Genomic DNA, 17,673 nt, shown 5'->3' with positions numbered 1-17,673 from the left:
TTTCTTATTAATAAGTATAACATGTGAAAAAACATTCTACAAACATAAGTTCGAACAAATGGCGGATTTATGTTACACTATAGGGAAATAATAGGGAGAAAGAGGGGTTCAAAATGAATGCAATTATTTATGCACGTGTGAGTACAACGAAAGAAGCGCAAGAAACATCATTATTACGTCAAAAAGATGAATTATTGCATTTAGCTGAGCGCTATCAAATGAATGTTACTAAGGTGATTGAAGAGCAGGCTAGTGGATATACAATTGAACGTGACGGTATATTAGAGGTGTTGGATACAATTCGAGACGAACAAATTGATGTGTTACTTATACAAGATGAAACGCGTCTTGGTAGAGGAAATGCGAAGATCGCGTTAATGCATTGTTTACATAAAGAAGGCATAAAAGTATATACGCATACACATAATGGTGAATTACAATTGTCGGATTCTGATTCAATGGTATTAGATATTATTGGTATTGTTGAAGAATATCAAAGAAAGATTCATAATTTGAAAATTAAACGAGGTATGCAACGTGCAGTAGAAAAAGGTTATCGTCCAGAAAAAAATTTAAAAAATCGTCATTTAAGTGTAGGAAGAGAGAAAAAAGAAGTGCCAATTGAGGAAATTGTACGTTTGCGAAAAAGTGAACTCACGTTTGAAGAAATTGCAGCAACATTACGTGGATTTGGTCATAATGTTTCAAAGGCGACTGTACATCGTAGATATGTAGAGTATACGAAGCAATTGCTTGATAAAGAAGAGTAACTATTGTATGATAATAATCAGTTTTGATTAGAAGGGGGATTCGAGATGATTAATCACGAACTCGTTGAACGCATTAACTTCTTAGCGAAAAAAGCAAAAGCTGAAGGTTTAACTGAAGAAGAGCAACGTGAGCGTCAATCGCTACGTGAACAATATTTAAAAGGATTTCGTCAAAATATGTTAAACGAACTTAAAGGTATTAAAGTTGTTAACGAAGAAGGTACAGATGTTACACCGACGAAATTAAAAGCTTTAAAAAAGCAAGATAATGCAAAATTAAATTAAAAGATGGGCGAAGCCCATCTTTTTTATATGTAAAAATCGTTATTTAATAACTTTCCAGTTGTTATTAACTGTTGCTTCTATCGTTTTATGTTCCAATATATAATTAGCGATAAGTTCAGACATATCTGTGGGTATATCTTTTACTACCGGTTTGTTTTGAAACATAAAGAAATTTCCCCCGCCACTTGCACGATAATTATTCATTACAACGTCATATTCTTCATTCATATTAAGAGGAGCACTGTTATGCTGTAAAGATTCTACTCTTTCACCAATTGGTTTTGAAATGTTTAATACGTATGAAATCCCTTCCCACATATCATAATTATAATGTTGTGGCTTTGGTTCTATGTAGGTAGGACTTACGGTGATGGATCCATCTGTTTTTAATGTGAAATAAGAAGCAGAGAGTTCAAGAGCATTTTTTATATCCGCTCCAGTTATTCTAATTACTTTTAATGTGTTTGGATAAATATAATTAGAAACGATGTCACGCATTGTTACATGTTCCGGGAAACCTGGAGATGTATTATGGAACAAACTTGTACAAGAAATTGATACATTAGCTATATCCATCTGTATTTTATTTATGAATTCGATAAAAGGATGATCATGCAAACGAGTTTGCATAGCATCTGAAATTTGCATATCCCCCTGAATGATTCCAATAGGTTGATCAAGCCACTTTTGTGTTTTCTCTTCGTAATCGGCTACCAATGAAAGTACATCTTGGTCAGCCTCAACTCCTTGTACAGATAATAATTCAGAAGAACTCTCTTTTTTAACCCATTTATGTTTTGTTTTTTCGAATGTTATTTTTACTTTTCCAACTGAGTTTCCATTACATCCGGTCTGTAAAATTGTTACACCGTTAGCCATTGTGTGAGCAATTTCCCGGTGTTGGTGACCTGTTAATAAAATATCTATGTCTTCAATTTCATGGCACATTGCATATCCTTGGTTTTCTCCTGTTAAAACTTCAGTCGGTACCCCGGTTTGTAAATCTCGTTCAACTCCCCCGTGATACGCTACGACTAGTAAATCTGGTTTCTCATGTTTGCGAATGTAAGAAACCCACTTTTTCGTTGTTTCTAATGCATCTTCAAATTGTAAGTCTTTAATGTGATGGGGTTGTTCCCAATTGGTAATGTAGTGCGTTGTCACCCCTAAAATAGCGATTTTTATATTGGATTCAATCTGTTTGATTATATAAGGTTTTCCGAAATAAGGTTTCTTTATGTTTTTATCTAAAATGTTTGCTGATAGGTACGGGAAGTTCGCAGTAGTCACAGCGTTATTTAATATACCCATCCCGTAATTAAACTCATGATTGCCGATAATTGCAGCGTCATACTGTAAGTAATTCGCTAATAAGGACATTGGGTTTTTTTTGTTTTTTTCGTATGTAACATAATGATAAGTAAATGGTGTTCCTTGAATAAAGTCGCCATTATCAATTAAAAGAACGTTTGTATTTTGGGAACGTTCTTTTTTTATAAGAGTAGAAATTTTAGCTAAACCAAGTTCTGCTGGGGAGTTATCTTGGTAGTGAATAGGATAAACAGTGCCATGTATATCGCTTGTTAATAAGATGTTTAAAGTTACAGTTTGATTTTGTTCCAATATGACTCACCTTTTCTATTGTTATCTTCCAATTCATCATATCAAATATGTGAAGAGAATTTTAATGTGAGTGTATAGAATGTGTAAAGATTCTGTAAATAATCAATTATTTGTAAAAATATGTGATATATTTCTTCATGTTTATGAAAGGTTATTTTATAACAATGAAAAATGGAGGCATTAATATGTTGAAAAAAGTTTTTGCAATGAGCACAACAGTTGTACTAGCAGCGGGATTATTAAGTGGCTGTGGAACGAAGGAATCAAGTGCAAGTAAAAATGAAGATACGAAAAAAGGGTATGTACCGAAGACTTTAAATGTTCAATTTGTTCCTTCTCAAAATGCAGATACGTTAGAGGCGAAGGCAAAACCGCTTGAGAAGCTATTAAGTGATAAGTTAAATATTCCAGTAAAAGTTAGTATTTCAACGAACTACAATACAATTGTAGAAGCGATGGCATCTAAACAAGTAGATGTAGGATTTTTACCGCCAACAGCGTACGTATTAGCACATGAAAAGAAGGCTGCAAATGTAATTTTACAAGCACAACGTTTTGGAGTAGAGGATGAAACAGGAGCTCCTACAAAAGATTTAGTAGATTATTATAAATCTGAGTTTGTTGTTAAAAAAGACTCTAATATAAATAGTGTAAAAGATTTAAAAGGTAAAAAGATTGGTTATCAAGATGTAACATCATCAGCAGGGTATGTATGGCCTGCAGCTATTCTATTAAAAGAGGGAATTGATCCGTTAAAAGATGTGAAACCTGTTACATTAAAAGGTCACGATCAGTCGCTTATTGCTCTTTTAAATGGTGACGTAGATGCAGCTGTTGTATTCCAAGATGCTCGTAATATTGTAAAAAAAGATTATCCGAATATATTCGAGCAAACGAAAATAGTGAAATTTACGGAGAAAATTCCAAACGATACGATTTCGGTACGTTCTGATTTAGATGAAGAGTGGAGCAAGAAATTACAGGATGCTTTCATTGAAATTGGAAAAAATGAGGAAGGTCACAAAATCATTAAAGAAGTATATTCACATGAAGGATATGTTAAATCTGATGATAGTAAATTTGACATCGTTCGTGAATATGGGAAGAAAGTAAAAACGCAATAATACATATGGAAATGGCAGCTAGCTGAAAGGGAATGTTTTCAGTTAGTTTGCCGTTTTGAATACATAGAAGGTAGGTAAGATGTGTGATAGAATTTCGAAATGTCTCCAAAGTGTATCCAAATGGTACAAAAGGATTGAATAATATAAACTTGAAAATTCAAAAAGGTGAGTTTGTTGTAATGGTAGGGCTGTCCGGAGCTGGAAAGTCTACACTTCTAAAATCGGTAAATCGTCTTCATGAGATTACAGAAGGCGAAATCATGATTGAATGTGAGTCTATTACTGCTGCAAAAGGAAAAGATTTACGACGTATGCGCCGGGATATTGGTATGATCTTTCAAAGTTTTAACCTTGTAAAGCGATCAACAGTATTGAAGAATGTATTAGCTGGCCGTGTTGGATATCATTCGACATTGCGTACAACGTTAGGTTTGTTTCCGAAAGAGGATGTGGAGCTCGCATTTCAAGCGTTAAAAAGAGTGAATATTTTAGAAAAAGCATATGCACGTGCTGATGAATTATCAGGAGGACAACAACAACGTGTATCGATAGCTAGAGCATTGGCGCAAGAAGCAAAAATCATATTGGCAGATGAACCTGTTGCGTCGTTAGATCCGCTAACAACAAAGCAAGTATTAGATGATTTAAAGAAAATTAATGAAGATTTTGGAATTACAACAATTGTAAACTTACATTCTATTGCTTTAGCTAGGCAATATGCGACGCGTATTATTGGATTACATGCAGGTGAAATTGTTTTTGATGGTTTAGTAGAAGCAGCAACGGATGAAAAGTTTGCTGAAATTTATGGTGACGTAGCACAGAAAAGTGAATTGTTAGAGGTGGCAGCTAAATGAATGATGTGACGATATATTCGAAGTCGATACCGAAGCCGCCGAGTAAGTTAAAACATATGTTAACGTTTATTCTATTCATTTTACTGTTGTGGGGAAGTAGTATACAGGTCGACGCATCATTTTCAAAGCTAGTAGTTGGTTTTCCTAATATAATGGATTTGTTAAAAGAAATGGTGCCGCCAGATTGGAGTTATTTTCAAGTTATTACAACAGCAATGTTAGATACAATACGTATGGCGATTATTGGGACGACTTTAGGAGCGATTTTAGCTATTCCACTTGCACTGTTTGCGGCAAGTAATGTGTTTACTAGTACATTTTTATACAGTCCAGCTCGATTGATTTTAAATTTTATTCGAACGATACCAGATTTATTATTAGCGGCAATTTTCGTAGCTATTTTTGGAATAGGACCACTTCCGGGTATTTTAGCTCTTACTTTTTTCTCAATTGGGCTCGTGGCGAAATTGTTGTATGAATCAATTGACCCTGGCCCACTAGAAGCGATGACAGCTGTAGGGGCTAATAAGGTGCAATGGATTGTTTATGGAGTCATTCCACAAGTAAAAGCACACTTTGTTTCCTATGTACTATATACATTTGAGGTGAATGTACGGGCAGCGGCTGTCCTAGGTTTAGTAGGAGCAGGTGGTATTGGACTATATTATGATCGTACACTTGGATTTTTACAATATCAACAAACTGCATCTATTATCATCTATACTCTTGTTGTTGTATTGGTAATTGATTATGTAAGTACATTGTTGCGGGAGAAATTATAATGAGTAAAACGACGATAATCGTACCAAAACCGAAGAAACCGAGTGTGTATCGCTCGTTTATTTTTATAGCACTTACATTTGTTTATATATGGGCTTTTTCAGGAGTACCGCTAGAGGGAATAAAGGAAACGGCGGGAGAAATTACAAAAGCAATTATGACAGGGATATTGAATCCAGACTGGTCGTATGTATCTTTGCCAGATGGTGAAGATTTATTACATGGATTAATTGATACGTTGGCAATTGCGATATTAGGTACATTTATTTCTGCATTTTTATCTGTTCCGTTTGCTTTTTGGGCGGCAACGAATATGAGTAGTGGAAAATTAACTTCAGGATTTGGGAAATTTGTACTTAGTTTTGTTCGTACGTTTCCTGAATTAATTATGGCTCTTTTATTTATAAAAGCTGTTGGTCCAGGCTCTTTTGCAGGAGTATTAGCCTTAGGATTGCATTCTATTGGAATGTTAGGAAAACTATATTCAGAAGGAATTGAAAACATAGATAAAGGACCGACGGAAGCGTTACTAGCAACAGGAGCAAATCGTTTTCAAATACTTTGGTATGCGGTGTTACCGCAAGTGTTACCAGATTTTCTATCGTATACGTTATACAGATTTGAAATTAATGTACGATCCGCTGCGATTTTAGGGGTTATCGGAGCAGGAGGGATTGGTACGCCACTAATTTTTGCGCTGAGTTCACGCAATTGGTCTCGCGTGGGAATTATTTTATTGGGCATTATTTTAATGGTCATTATCATTGATTTTATTTCAAGTTCGATTCGGAAACGGATTGTGTAACTGATTTGAAAAGCATCGAATGTAGATGCTTTTTTTATGTTTTAAAAACGTATTTGAAAAGTAAGTATAGAAGAGATTTGTATAAATATACAGATAATTCCCTTTCTTTTTAAAATAAAAATAATGAAAAAGTATGTCATATTGAATACCCATACATTCCCGGAAACATTGATTTTTTTATAAAAAATCAAAAAAACATCAACATATTTGTCGATACATGTTGTATAATCTTGCGTGGGAAGCTATCATATAAATGTATAAAACGTTTACTAATATAAGCGAAGGGAAGAATAGCATGTCACATTCAATCGAACAACTTTCTATCAACACGATTCGCACATTATCCATCGATGCGATTGAAAAAGCAAACTCTGGTCACCCAGGAATGCCAATGGGTGCAGCACCAATGGCTTATACATTATGGACTCAATTTATGAAACACAATCCAAATAACCCAACGTGGTTTAACCGTGATCGTTTCGTATTATCTGCAGGTCATGGTTCAATGTTATTATACAGCCTACTTCACCTATCTGGTTATGATGTAACAATGGATGACTTAAAGAACTTCCGTCAATGGGGAAGCAAAACTCCAGGACATCCTGAGTATGGTCATACAGCTGGTGTAGATGCGACGACTGGTCCACTTGGACAAGGTATTGCAACTGCTGTAGGTATGGCAATGGCTGAAAGACATTTAGCTGCTAAATATAACCGTGATGCGTATAATGTAGTGGATCATTATACATACGCTATTTGTGGTGATGGAGATTTAATGGAGGGCGTTTCTGCTGAAGCATCTTCATTAGCTGCTCATTTACAATTAGGTCGTCTTGTTGTGCTTTACGATTCAAACGATATTTCATTAGATGGCGATTTAAATCGTTCATTCTCTGAAAGTGTAGAAGATCGTTACAAAGCATACGGATGGCAAGTAATCCGTGTTGAGGATGGAAACGATATTGAAGCAATCGCGAAAGCAATTGAAGAAGCGAAAGCTGACGAAAAACGCCCAACGCTAATTGAAGTAAGAACGACAATTGGTTTCGGTTCTCCAAACAAATCAGGAAAATCAGCTTCACATGGTTCTCCACTTGGTGTAGAAGAAACAAAATTAACGAAAGAAGCATATGCTTGGACTGCTGAGCAAGACTTCCACGTAGCAGAAGAAGTATATGACAACTTCCGTAAAACAGTACAAGATGTTGGTGAAACTGCGCAAGCTGAGTGGAACACGATGCTAGGTGAATATGCACAAGCATACCCAGAATTAGCAAACGAATTCCAAGCAGCAATGAACGGTCAACTTCCAGAAGGTTGGGAGCAAAACTTACCGACTTATGAATTAGGATCAAAAGCAGCAACTCGTAATTCTTCTGGTGCTGTAATTAATGCAATTGCAGAGTCTGTACCATCATTCTTCGGTGGATCTGCTGACCTTGCTGGTTCTAACAAAACATACATGAATAACGAAAAAGACTTTACAAGAGATGATTACAGCGGTAAAAACATTTGGTACGGTGTACGTGAGTTCGCAATGGGTGCAGCAATGAACGGTATTGCACTACATGGTGGTTTAAAAACTTACGGTGGTACGTTCTTCGTATTCTCTGATTACTTACGTCCAGCAATTCGCCTTGCAGCATTAATGCAATTGCCAGTAACGTATGTATTCACACATGACAGTATCGCTGTTGGTGAAGATGGTCCAACACATGAACCGATCGAGCAATTAGCAGCGCTTCGTGCAATGCCAAACGTTTCTGTTATCCGTCCTGCTGATGGTAACGAATCTGTTGCAGCTTGGAGACTAGCTTTAGAATCTACAAACAAACCAACTGCTTTAGTATTAACTCGTCAAGACCTTCCAACATTAGAAGGTGCAAAAGATGATACGTATGAAAAAGTAGCAAAAGGTGCATATGTAGTTTCTGCAAGCAAGAAAGAAACGGCTGACGTAATCTTACTTGCAACTGGATCTGAAGTAAGCCTAGCTGTTGAAGCTCAAAAAGCATTAGCAGTAGACGGCGTTGACGCAGCTGTTGTCAGCATGCCATCTATGGATCGCTTCGAAGCTCAAACTGCAGAGTACAAAGAATCTGTATTACCAAAAGCAGTAACAAAACGTTTCGCAATCGAAATGGGTGCTACATTCGGATGGCACCGTTACGTAGGTCTTGAAGGAGATGTGTTAGGTATCGATACATTCGGTGCTTCTGCTCCTGGTGAGAAGATTATGGAAGAGTATGGATTTACTGTAGAGAACGTTGTTCGTAAAGTAAAAGAAATGCTTTAATCATTTCAGAAAAATCTCTCCGGCATGGAGAGGTTTTTCTATGTAAATGAGTTTTTTCGACAGAAAAAGTTTTTTATCTCTCCGCAGTCAGACAATCATTGCAAATTTTCTTATATATAATGAAGAGAAAAGGTTGTCCAGATTGGGAGTGGAAAAATGAAAACGTATGAATTGTATTTAATTCAAGAGGATATTGCGAAAGCTTATTTTGGTCGTGAATATTTGTTTTTTGATTTATTTGCTCGATTTTCAGAATCTGGGTCCCTTTCGGAGAAAAAAGTGTTATATAAGCAAATGATGTATATAACGATGCCATTGCAAGTAATGAAAATTCATCATAAATTAGAACAAGCTTTGCGCGTTCTTGGTAAATATGATAGAACACATCATACACATACACTTTATACGGGAGCGGAGTACGGCGAAATAATGGTGAAACCGCACTATATTCGTATGAATACCTCTGGAAATGTCTCTATGGAAACGACGTTCTTTGAGGTGTTAAGAAAGTGTGAATTAACATTTTTAGCTATGGATTATGAAAATACAAAGTACGGATGGCTGAATCCTCTAAAACAAGTACGAACATATGTGTAAAAAATGTCGAATTGTATCTTGTCTTATTGAAAAGGTTTTAGTACACTGTAAGGTAGACAACATGAAGGAGGAAAATATATGCCAATTTGGTTAGGTATTCTAGTGGGCGTAGTAGCACTAGTAGCAGGCGTGGCGTTAGGATTTTTCATTGCCCGCAAATACATGATGAATTACTTACAAAAAAATCCACCAATTAACGAACAAATGTTAAAAATGATGATGATGCAAATGGGACAAAAACCTTCCCAAAAGAAAATCAATCAAATGATGAGCGCAATGAACAAGCAACAAATGAAATAAGCGCTAAAAGACACTCGCTAAGAGTGTCTTTCTTTTTGTTAGTTATAGTTTTTAAAACTTTTAAAAATTCTGTATTTTTGGTAAACTGAAAACATCGCTCATTTTAAGGGAGGAGGAAAAAAATGAAAGTGTTTATGAATTTAGCGTGGTTTTTTAAACAAGAAAAACGAGCGTACATAACTGGAATTATTTTATTGTTTGGCGTTGCACTTTTAGAACTTGTAGCACCAAAAGTAATTGGAATCGTTGTAGATGAAATTAATGATGGAACATTGACGACCGATAAGTTACTAAAATGGGTTGTACTATTAGTAATTGTAGGTATTACGATGTACATATTACGTTACATATGGCGTATTATGATTTTCGGGTCTTCATTAAAATTAGCTCGCCAATTACGAAAAAATTTGTATGAACATTTTACAAAGATGAGTCCATCTTTCTATCAGTCAAATCGGACAGGTGATTTAATGGCACATGCGACCAATGATATTCAAGCGATCCAGCAAACTGCTGGAGCAGGTGTTTTGACGCTTGTTGACTCATTAGCTGTCGGAGGATGTGTACTCGTAGCGATGGGTTTTACAATTAGTTGGAAGTTAACATTATTAAGTTTAATTCCAATGCCGATTGTAGCTATTTCGACAAATTATTATGGCACTTTATTACATAAAAGGTTTCATAAAGCACAGCAATCGTTTTCGGAAATCAATGATAAAGTGCAAGAGAGTATGAGTGGAATGAAAGTGATTCGCTCGCTTGGACAAGAGAAAGAAGATTTACAGGCGTTTCGAAGAAAATCAGAAGATGTTGTACATAAAAATGTGTTAGTTGCACGTATTGATTCGTTATTTGATCCGACAATCTCTCTTATCGTTGGATTTTCTTTTTTAATCGCAGTATGTTACGGATCGGTATTAGTTGTAAGAGGTGAATTAACAGTAGGTGATCTCGTTACATTTACGACATATTTAGGTACCCTCGTTTGGCCAATGTTAGCGTTTGGATGGTTATTCAATATTATGGAGCGTGGGCGTGCTTCATATGACCGTGTAGAAAAAATTCTTTCACAAAAATCAGATGTAGTAAATAGCGAAAATGCTGTACATACAATAGCGAGCGGTAATGTTTCGTTTGCCGTTGATTCATTTTCGTATAAGAAAAATGAATTGTTACATTTAAACGATATTCACTTTGATTTGAAGAAGGGCGAAACGCTAGGAGTTGTAGGACGTACAGGCGCAGGGAAAACGACTTTATTAAAATGTTTAATCCGTGAGTATGATCATTTTAATGGTGAATTAAAAATTGGGGAGCGAGATATTCGAGATATAACACTTCATGGTGTCCGTTCTGCCATTTCATACGTGCCGCAAGATCATTTTTTATTTTCAGCAAGTATTGGCGAGAATATTGCCTTTGGAAAGGCGGATGCTACATATAATGAAATTACCCAAGCAGCAGAGATTGCTTGTATTCATAATGACATCCTCCAATTTTCAGAAGGATATGAAACAGTAGTAGGGGAAAGAGGTGTTTCGTTATCTGGTGGTCAAAAACAGCGAATCTCTATTGCTCGTGCTTTATTAACAAATGCTGAAATTTTAATTTTGGATGATTGTTTATCAGCGGTAGATGCAAAAACAGAAGAGACGATTTTAAGTGCCTTAAAGAGGGAGAGAGCAGGGAAAACGACGATTATTACTGCACACCGATTAAGTGCAATTCAGCATGCCAATCTTATTCTTGTTGTTGATGAAGGTAGAATTGTACAAAGAGGTACACATGAGGAATTAATGAAGGAAAACGGCTGGTATAAGGAAATGTATGAAAGCCAGCAATTAGAAGCTTTAGTCGAGAAAGGAGGCGTATGATGGTAGAGAAGAAGCGAAGTGATTTAAGTAGATTGCTTTCCTATATGAAGCCATATAAAGGGTTACTATCTTTAGCATTTATCTTTTTAGTTGGTGCGACAGTAACGGAAATGATGGGTCCTTTTTTAATTAAACAATTCCTCGATGAACACCTAGTACCGCGGGATTTTGAACGATCAGCGCTCGTTACTTTATTTGTAATTTACATAGTTGCTCATTTATTAAAAGTACTATTTACGTATTTAAATCTATTGTACTTTCAGAACATTGCTTTTAAGATTGTTCAAGATATGCGAGTTGAAGTATATGAACATGTTCAAAAGCTATCATTAAGTTTCTTTGATCGTACGCCGATTGGTACACTTGTATCGCGTATAACAAATGATACGGAAGCGATTAAAGATTTTTATGTCAGTGTATTATCAACATTTGTAAAAAATGTAGTCTTTTTAGTAGGTATTTTAGTAGCGATGTTTTTATTAGATGTAAAATTAGCGCTATTTTCTCTCGTATTAATTCCGATAATGTTTGCGATTATGGTATTATATCGCCGGAAAAGTGCAGCTTTTTATTTAGAAGTACGTAATCAACTAAGCGTGTTAAATGCAAAGTTGAACGAGTCCATACAAGGAATGAATATTGTTCAAGTGTTCAGACAAGAAAAACGTATGAGAAAAGAGTTTGAAGAAGTGAATAATAAACATTATAGTGCAGGGCGACGTACTTTGAAGTTAGACGCATTACTTTTACGACCAGCTACGGATTTAGTACATATTGTAGCTATTGCGTTAGTACTAGGTTTATTTGGGATTGATGCTTTAAAGAGCCCTGTTGAAGTAGGAGTTTTATATGCTTTTGTTAACTATATACATCGTTTCTTCCAACCTGTAAATGAGATGATGATGAAATTGTCCTTCTTCCAACAGGCACTTGTTTCGTCATCACGTGTATTTCATTTAATGGACGAGAAAGATTTAGCACCGGTTCAAAAAGGCAATGAGAATCCTCAAATCGTGGATGGAGATATTGAATTTAAAAATGTTACTTTTTCATATGATGGAAAGCGTGACGTTTTAAAAAATGTATCATTTCACGTGAAACAAGGGCAAACGGTTGCTTTTGTTGGGCATACTGGTAGCGGAAAAAGTACGATTATGAATTTGTTAATGCGATTTTATAATATTAAGTCAGGAAATATTGTAATAGACGGTGTAGATTTAGAAAAATTTGAAGAACGAGAAATTAGAAAGAAAATAGGACTCGTATTGCAAGATGCATTTTTATTTGCTGGAAATGTAAAGCAAAATATTCGTATGTATAATGAAGAAATTACGGATGAAGAAGTAAAAGAAGCTGCTCGATTTGTGCAAGCGAATACGTTTATTGAAAAGTTACCAAAACAGTATGAAACAGAAGTAGTAGAAAGAGGTGCAGCATTTTCAAGCGGTCAACGACAATTAATTGCTTTTGCTAGAACGATAGCAACGAATCCGAAAGTATTAGTATTAGATGAAGCAACAGCTAATATCGATACAGAAACAGAAGAGGCTATTCAAACAGCGTTGCAACAAATGCGAAAAGGTAGAACGACGATAGCCATTGCGCATAGGTTATCTACAATTCAAGATGCGGATCAAATTTTTGTGATGCATGATGGAGAGATAGTAGAGAGAGGGACACATCAAGAATTATTAAGTGAGCAAGGTTTGTATTATAATATATATTTGCTACAAAATAAAGTGAGTTTGCAAAAGGCCTTGTAATACAAGGTCTTTTTTATTTTGTATACAAAATATGTTTACTCTTTGTTTCTATAGCATAAATGTCGTGTCCTCTTATGAAACTTGTACATATTGTATGTATACGAAGTAAAAAAATGATAGGAGATTTTATATGCAAAACAGATCAAGTTCAAATGTTACGTTTATTGATGTGTCTCATTGGGAAGGGAATATTGATTGGAATGCAGTGAAGGCATCTGGAATTCCAGCAGCGTATGCAAAAGCGACAGAAGGTGTAAACTACATTGATCCTACTTTTACTAAGAATGTACAAGCAGCACGAAATGCGAATGTATTATTGGTGCATACCATTTTGCGCGCCCAGAACAAAATGATGCAATTTCAGAGGCAAAATATTTTGTGAGTATATTACAAAATAACCAGACAGACTTAATGCCAGTTCTGGATTTAGAATCACCAACAGATCCGAGTAACAGTAATTTAACTGGTAACGCTATATCGAATTGGGCAAGAAGCTTCATAAATTATGTGAAACAGGCTACTGGAAAAGATGTAATGTTATATACAGGAGTTTGGTATATTAATGAGTTCGGAATTAGCGGATTAAGTGATATACCGCTTTGGATTGCTAAATACTCGAGTACACCGCCTGCTGATGCTGGTGGATGGACAACGTGGACAGCGTGGCAGTACACAGATTCTGGACAAATTTCAGGCGTAGGAAATTGTGATGTATCAGCTGCAGTTTCATTAGAAGCTTTAAAAGGGAATGGAGCAAGTGGTGGAGGTAATGTTTCCCCGCCTAATAATGCAACTCCAGTGTACGGGGTTGCTATAATTAATGGAGATAATGTGAATTTGAGAAGTGGACCATCTTTGCAGTCTAGTGTAATTCGCCAATTGAATCGTGGCGAAACATATGAAGTTTGGGGAGAACAAGATGGATGGCTTTGTTTAGGGACAAATCAGTGGGTATATAATGATCCGAGTTATATTCAGTATAAACATTATGTGGCGACTATTACTGGTGATAATGTAAATTTGCGTGATGCTCCATCATTAAATGGAAATGTTATAAGACAGTTACATCATGGTGAATCGTATCGAGTATGGAGTAAGCAAGATGGATGGCTTTGCTTAGGGACAAATCAATGGATATACTACGATCCAAGTTATATTCAGTATGGTGTACAATAGAGTGAAAATAAAAGGTGCCCCGTCAGAGGTGCCTTTTATTAAAAATATACAACTTTTACAAAGTCTATATCGAAACCATAGTATACTATAATAGATATATTTATAAAAAATAATCGATAATGAAATAAAGGGGTAAAAATATGAATTATGTGCTAATAGGTACGGTTTTAATATTATTAGCTGTAGTATTTGTGCTGTTTTATAAAAATAAACAGTTAGAATCAGAGAGTCAGCAAGTAGAATTTGAAAAGAAACAAGCGATTGAAACGTATAAAAATGAAATTGCAGCTACGGTGATAGAGCATAAAGAACAACAAAATAATTTAAAAAATATGGAACAGAAAAAATACAATGATTTACAAGTAAGTGCAAATAGAGAAATTGAAAATATGCGTATGATGAAAAATCAATTAGCTGTGCAGCATAGTAAAGAACGTAGTGAAATGCAAAATAAGCATAATAACGAAATACATATGTTTCAAAAACTAATTGCAAATCTACGAGAATATACTAAAAACGGCGCTGAAATGAATACGTACGAAACATTACATTATATGAAACGAGGATTCATAGAGCAAGGCACCATATTAGATGCTGAAATTCAAATCATGCCGAATGTTTTTATTAAAAATAATAGTGAAATAAACGATAATCGAATCCATCATCTCATCTTGTGCAAAACTGGTATTTATCTACTTGAGACGAAAGAATGGGAAGAGAAATTAATTCATGGTTTAACGAAAGAAAATGCTGGTATATATTCATTTATGATTGATGAAATGGGTAAGTATCAACAAGAAGTTGAAAAAGAAGAGACATTTGAATATATAGTAGGTAAAGATTCGTCAACTATACAAGTGAAAAATGAAGGGAATCCAGTATATAGGGCGAAGAAACTATCTCAAATTTTATACAGTGGTTTGAAAGAAATGCAGGCTAATAGTATAAAAGAAAAAGTAAAACCAGTTGTATATTTTTATAATAAAAATGGAAAAGAAATAGTAGACCTTTCTAGTGAGGAAACACCTAGATTAAAAGATCGGGAGCAAATTGTAACGTTCTTTAGAAATGAAATATTAGCAGGGGAAGTAGTATATACAGTGCAAGAATTAGAACAGATTCAAGAAATGATTAGCCGGATGAATTATATAGTGAGTTAAAAGGGGAGATCTTTCTGAACGCTATGCTACGTGGCATTTTGTATGTCTCTTTTTGTTTATATATAGTAATGTACATTGTATTTATATTCGTCATTGATATGGTCCATATACCCTTAAGTGTAAGTAGCATTTTTGTAGTATTCATACCATTTGTTTTATTAGTCATGATTCAAAGGGCTATTTTATATGTTTCTAAAAATCGTAATGAAGAAAAGAAGCAAATGTTGGGGGGGTTAATAGTAGCACTCATACCATTAATAGTGTGCACTGTACAACTAAGTGTAAATGAATATACATCAAAGTTTAATCAAAATAGATGGTTAAATCATGCAGATAAGCGGGTACATATGGTAGATGATCTATTACAAAAATATAAATTAATAGGGAAATCAAATGAAGAAATTACACAATTGTTAGGAGCCCCAACGGAAACGAGAAGTGGGGAAGAAGGAGTCATCACTTTGTATTATCTTGGGACTGAACGTGGCTTTATTCCAATAGATAGCGAACAGCTTATTTTACAATTTGATAGAGATGGTAAAGTCATGGAATATACGGTGCATAAAGATTAAAGAAACGTGGAGGGAAGCTATATGTTATAGCTTCTTTTTTATTTTTCAATATGTCAAGGAAGGGGGAGAAGGTTTTTGAGTGGAATAAGGAATGAAAGCGGAGGTGATGCATATATATAGATGCATTGGGCGATTATTCGCCCGATTGGTGAGGGTTAATAATCAATAAGTACGGACCAAAACCCCACTGATGAAAGTTTCACTTTATCATATTGTATAAATGAAAAGACCTGCGGTAGTATGTCAACTGAGAAATAACAAAGTTTAAAGTTGCCAAAGGTCAATTTGTTTAAAAAAGGCATCACGAAACTAAACCAGTAACGAATGTAATTTACTGGAAAATAATGAAAGGTAGCGATGACAAAAATTTATGTCATTCTTTCACACACCTTCCAGGCGTAAAAAGTTGGTGGCTACGTAGTAGCGCATCCACCAATCGCACAAATTTTCTTGCGGTTAGAACGAGTGCACGTTTGTGTTGATGTTTTGGTACTTCATTATATTTTTTCACGTAATACTCTTGATAATCTGATACATGCTTTCTTACTGAATTGGCGGCTTCAACTAAGTAATAACGCAAGTAATGATTACCTGTACGGGATAATGAAGTATCTTCAGCTGTAAAACGACCAGATTGGTGCTTTCGCCAGTATAATCCAGCGTATTTGGCTATTTTTGTTTCATCGTCAAATCTTTCGATTTGGCCAATTTCAGCAATGATACCGGCAGCGAAAACAGGACCTACTCCAGGAATAGATTCAAGTGTTTGGGTCAAACCAGCCATGATTTTTTTAATAGACTTTTCTAATTCCTTGATTTGCTGTTGAAACGTACGAATGACTGCGATGGATGTACCTAAGATGACATCTATTGAATCTTCTACAACCTTATCCAAGCGATAAGAAGCTTTCACAGCTTTTTGAATGGATGCTGCTACGCATTTTGGATCACCAAAACGGTTTCGACTTTTTTCCTGTAGGAACTCAGCGAGTTCTTCTAAAGGCATATTAGCTAGTTCCTCTAAGCTGAATTTTTCAAGAAATAGTTCTGTCATGGCGCTACCAAATACGGAAGTATCCACCTCTTGTGAAAATGTATTACATTTAAAACTTAGGTGTTGAAGAAAGTGTTGTTTTTCTTTCGTTAACATTTTGACAAGTTGGTATCGTGATCGAGTTAATTGCTGCAGTGCCACGTACTGGCTTTCTTTTACGATAGACATTTGATTGCGGCCAAATCGTAAGTAATCAGCAATGACATAGGCATCAATCTCATCGGTTTTATTCATGTCAGAATAGCTTTTCTTAAAATTTGCGACTTGCTTTGGGTTTAGGAGAAATACTTTTGCTCCAAAACGCTGTAAATCTATATCATGGTGAAGAAACATAGAAGGATGAAAGCTGTAAACAGAGGTGGATTCTAGGCCAATCTTAAGGATGTCGACCTCTTTCCCTGCAACACACTGTAATAATTTTTCTTTGAGTGTAGTAGCTCCTGGTAGGTCATTACTGACCGAAAAAGAATCCAGTTTTTCTCCATCACCATTTAAAAAGCAAACTTTCATATCAAACGAACTTACATCTAAACCAACAAATAATCTCATGTAAGAGACCTCCCTTCTATATTAGAATCATTTCTTGGACGTCTCGAGATATCTCTAGTGTGTACGCCGACCAACAACCTCGTGTATG

15 protein-coding genes and 1 pseudogene are annotated in these 17,673 nt (G+C 35.4%); 14 read left to right on the top strand and 2 right to left on the bottom strand.

The features are described 5' to 3' along the window. Positions 1 to 113 precede the first annotated feature (113 nt). Positions 114 to 770, top strand: a complete 657-nt coding sequence (locus tag MHH55_RS12445) for a YneB family resolvase-like protein (RefSeq protein WP_000991469.1) — start codon at positions 114 to 116, stop codon at positions 768 to 770. A 45-nt stretch (positions 771 to 815) separates the two neighbouring features. After that, entirely contained in the window at positions 816 to 1,055 is a 240-nt protein-coding gene (locus MHH55_RS12440; protein ID WP_000607015.1) for a DUF896 domain-containing protein, read from the top strand. Positions 1,056 to 1,094: 39 nt separating this feature from the next. On the opposite strand, the gene MHH55_RS12435 is transcribed toward MHH55_RS12440, so the two are convergent. Continuing rightward, entirely contained in the window at positions 1,095 to 2,678 is a 1,584-nt protein-coding gene (locus MHH55_RS12435; protein ID WP_000437456.1) for a bifunctional metallophosphatase/5'-nucleotidase, read from the bottom strand. 185 nt (positions 2,679 to 2,863) lie between these two features. Between MHH55_RS12435 and MHH55_RS12430 the strand changes: the two genes are divergently transcribed. From MHH55_RS12430 to MHH55_RS12375, 12 genes and pseudogenes are all read left to right on the top strand, one after another. Then, complete coding sequence (locus MHH55_RS12430) at positions 2,864 to 3,802, top strand: phosphate/phosphite/phosphonate ABC transporter substrate-binding protein (protein WP_078186872.1); 939 nt, start codon at positions 2,864 to 2,866, stop codon at positions 3,800 to 3,802. A gap of 83 nt (positions 3,803 to 3,885) precedes the next feature. Next, on the top strand, positions 3,886 to 4,659 hold the full coding sequence (gene phnC, locus MHH55_RS12425) for a phosphonate ABC transporter ATP-binding protein (RefSeq protein WP_000569244.1): 774 nt from the start codon (positions 3,886 to 3,888) through the stop codon (positions 4,657 to 4,659). Continuing rightward, positions 4,656 to 5,441, top strand: a complete 786-nt coding sequence (gene phnE / locus MHH55_RS12420; RefSeq protein ID WP_078186871.1) for a phosphonate ABC transporter, permease protein PhnE — start codon at positions 4,656 to 4,658, stop codon at positions 5,439 to 5,441. The genes phnC and phnE (MHH55_RS12420) overlap by 4 nt, the downstream gene beginning before the upstream one ends. Continuing rightward, positions 5,441 to 6,244 (top strand): phosphonate ABC transporter, permease protein PhnE, encoded by an 804-nt coding sequence (gene phnE / locus MHH55_RS12415; RefSeq protein WP_000047891.1) that lies wholly within the window; start codon positions 5,441 to 5,443, stop codon positions 6,242 to 6,244. The genes phnE (MHH55_RS12420) and phnE (MHH55_RS12415) overlap by 1 nt, the downstream gene beginning before the upstream one ends. Positions 6,245 to 6,539: 295 nt before the next feature. After that, a complete protein-coding gene (gene tkt, locus MHH55_RS12410; RefSeq protein WP_000019766.1) occupies positions 6,540 to 8,540 on the top strand; it encodes a transketolase in 2,001 nt (666 codons plus the stop codon). Positions 8,541 to 8,696: 156 nt separating this feature from the next. Beyond that, a complete protein-coding gene (gene sirA, locus MHH55_RS12405; protein WP_000860645.1) occupies positions 8,697 to 9,137 on the top strand; it encodes a sporulation inhibitor of replication protein SirA in 441 nt (146 codons plus the stop codon). 78 nt (positions 9,138 to 9,215) lie between these two features. After that, positions 9,216 to 9,437, top strand: a complete 222-nt coding sequence (locus MHH55_RS12400) for a YneF family protein (protein ID WP_001123317.1) — start codon at positions 9,216 to 9,218, stop codon at positions 9,435 to 9,437. Positions 9,438 to 9,559: 122 nt separating this feature from the next. Then, on the top strand, positions 9,560 to 11,311 hold the full coding sequence (locus tag MHH55_RS12395; protein ID WP_000862455.1) for an ABC transporter ATP-binding protein: 1,752 nt from the start codon (positions 9,560 to 9,562) through the stop codon (positions 11,309 to 11,311). Then, positions 11,311 to 13,074 (top strand): ABC transporter ATP-binding protein, encoded by a 1,764-nt coding sequence (locus MHH55_RS12390; protein ID WP_078186870.1) that lies wholly within the window; start codon positions 11,311 to 11,313, stop codon positions 13,072 to 13,074. Before MHH55_RS12395 ends, MHH55_RS12390 begins: the two co-directional genes overlap by 1 nt. Positions 13,075 to 13,204: 130 nt before the next feature. Then, positions 13,205 to 14,250: pseudogene (locus MHH55_RS12385) on the top strand (GH25 family lysozyme). 140 nt (positions 14,251 to 14,390) lie between these two features. Continuing rightward, positions 14,391 to 15,410: an NERD domain-containing protein gene (locus MHH55_RS12380; RefSeq protein WP_001110284.1), complete on the top strand. Its 1,020-nt coding sequence runs from the start codon at positions 14,391 to 14,393 to the stop codon at positions 15,408 to 15,410. Between the two features lie 23 nt (positions 15,411 to 15,433). Next, positions 15,434 to 15,982: a hypothetical protein gene (locus tag MHH55_RS12375; RefSeq protein WP_074555573.1), complete on the top strand. Its 549-nt coding sequence runs from the start codon at positions 15,434 to 15,436 to the stop codon at positions 15,980 to 15,982. Between the two features lie 373 nt (positions 15,983 to 16,355). Here the strand turns inward: MHH55_RS12375 and MHH55_RS12370 are convergent, their stop codons facing one another. Next, positions 16,356 to 17,585 (bottom strand): IS110 family transposase, encoded by a 1,230-nt coding sequence (locus tag MHH55_RS12370; protein WP_340880302.1) that lies wholly within the window; start codon positions 17,583 to 17,585, stop codon positions 16,356 to 16,358. Positions 17,586 to 17,673: the final 88 nt, after the last annotated feature.

The organism is Bacillus sp. FSL K6-2944 (assembly GCF_038005385.1).
Lineage (GTDB): Bacteria > Bacillota > Bacilli > Bacillales > Bacillaceae_G > Bacillus_A > Bacillus_A cereus.
The sequence above is the reverse complement of the archived record's forward strand: the minus strand, read 5'-3'. Positions and strand labels throughout refer to the sequence as shown.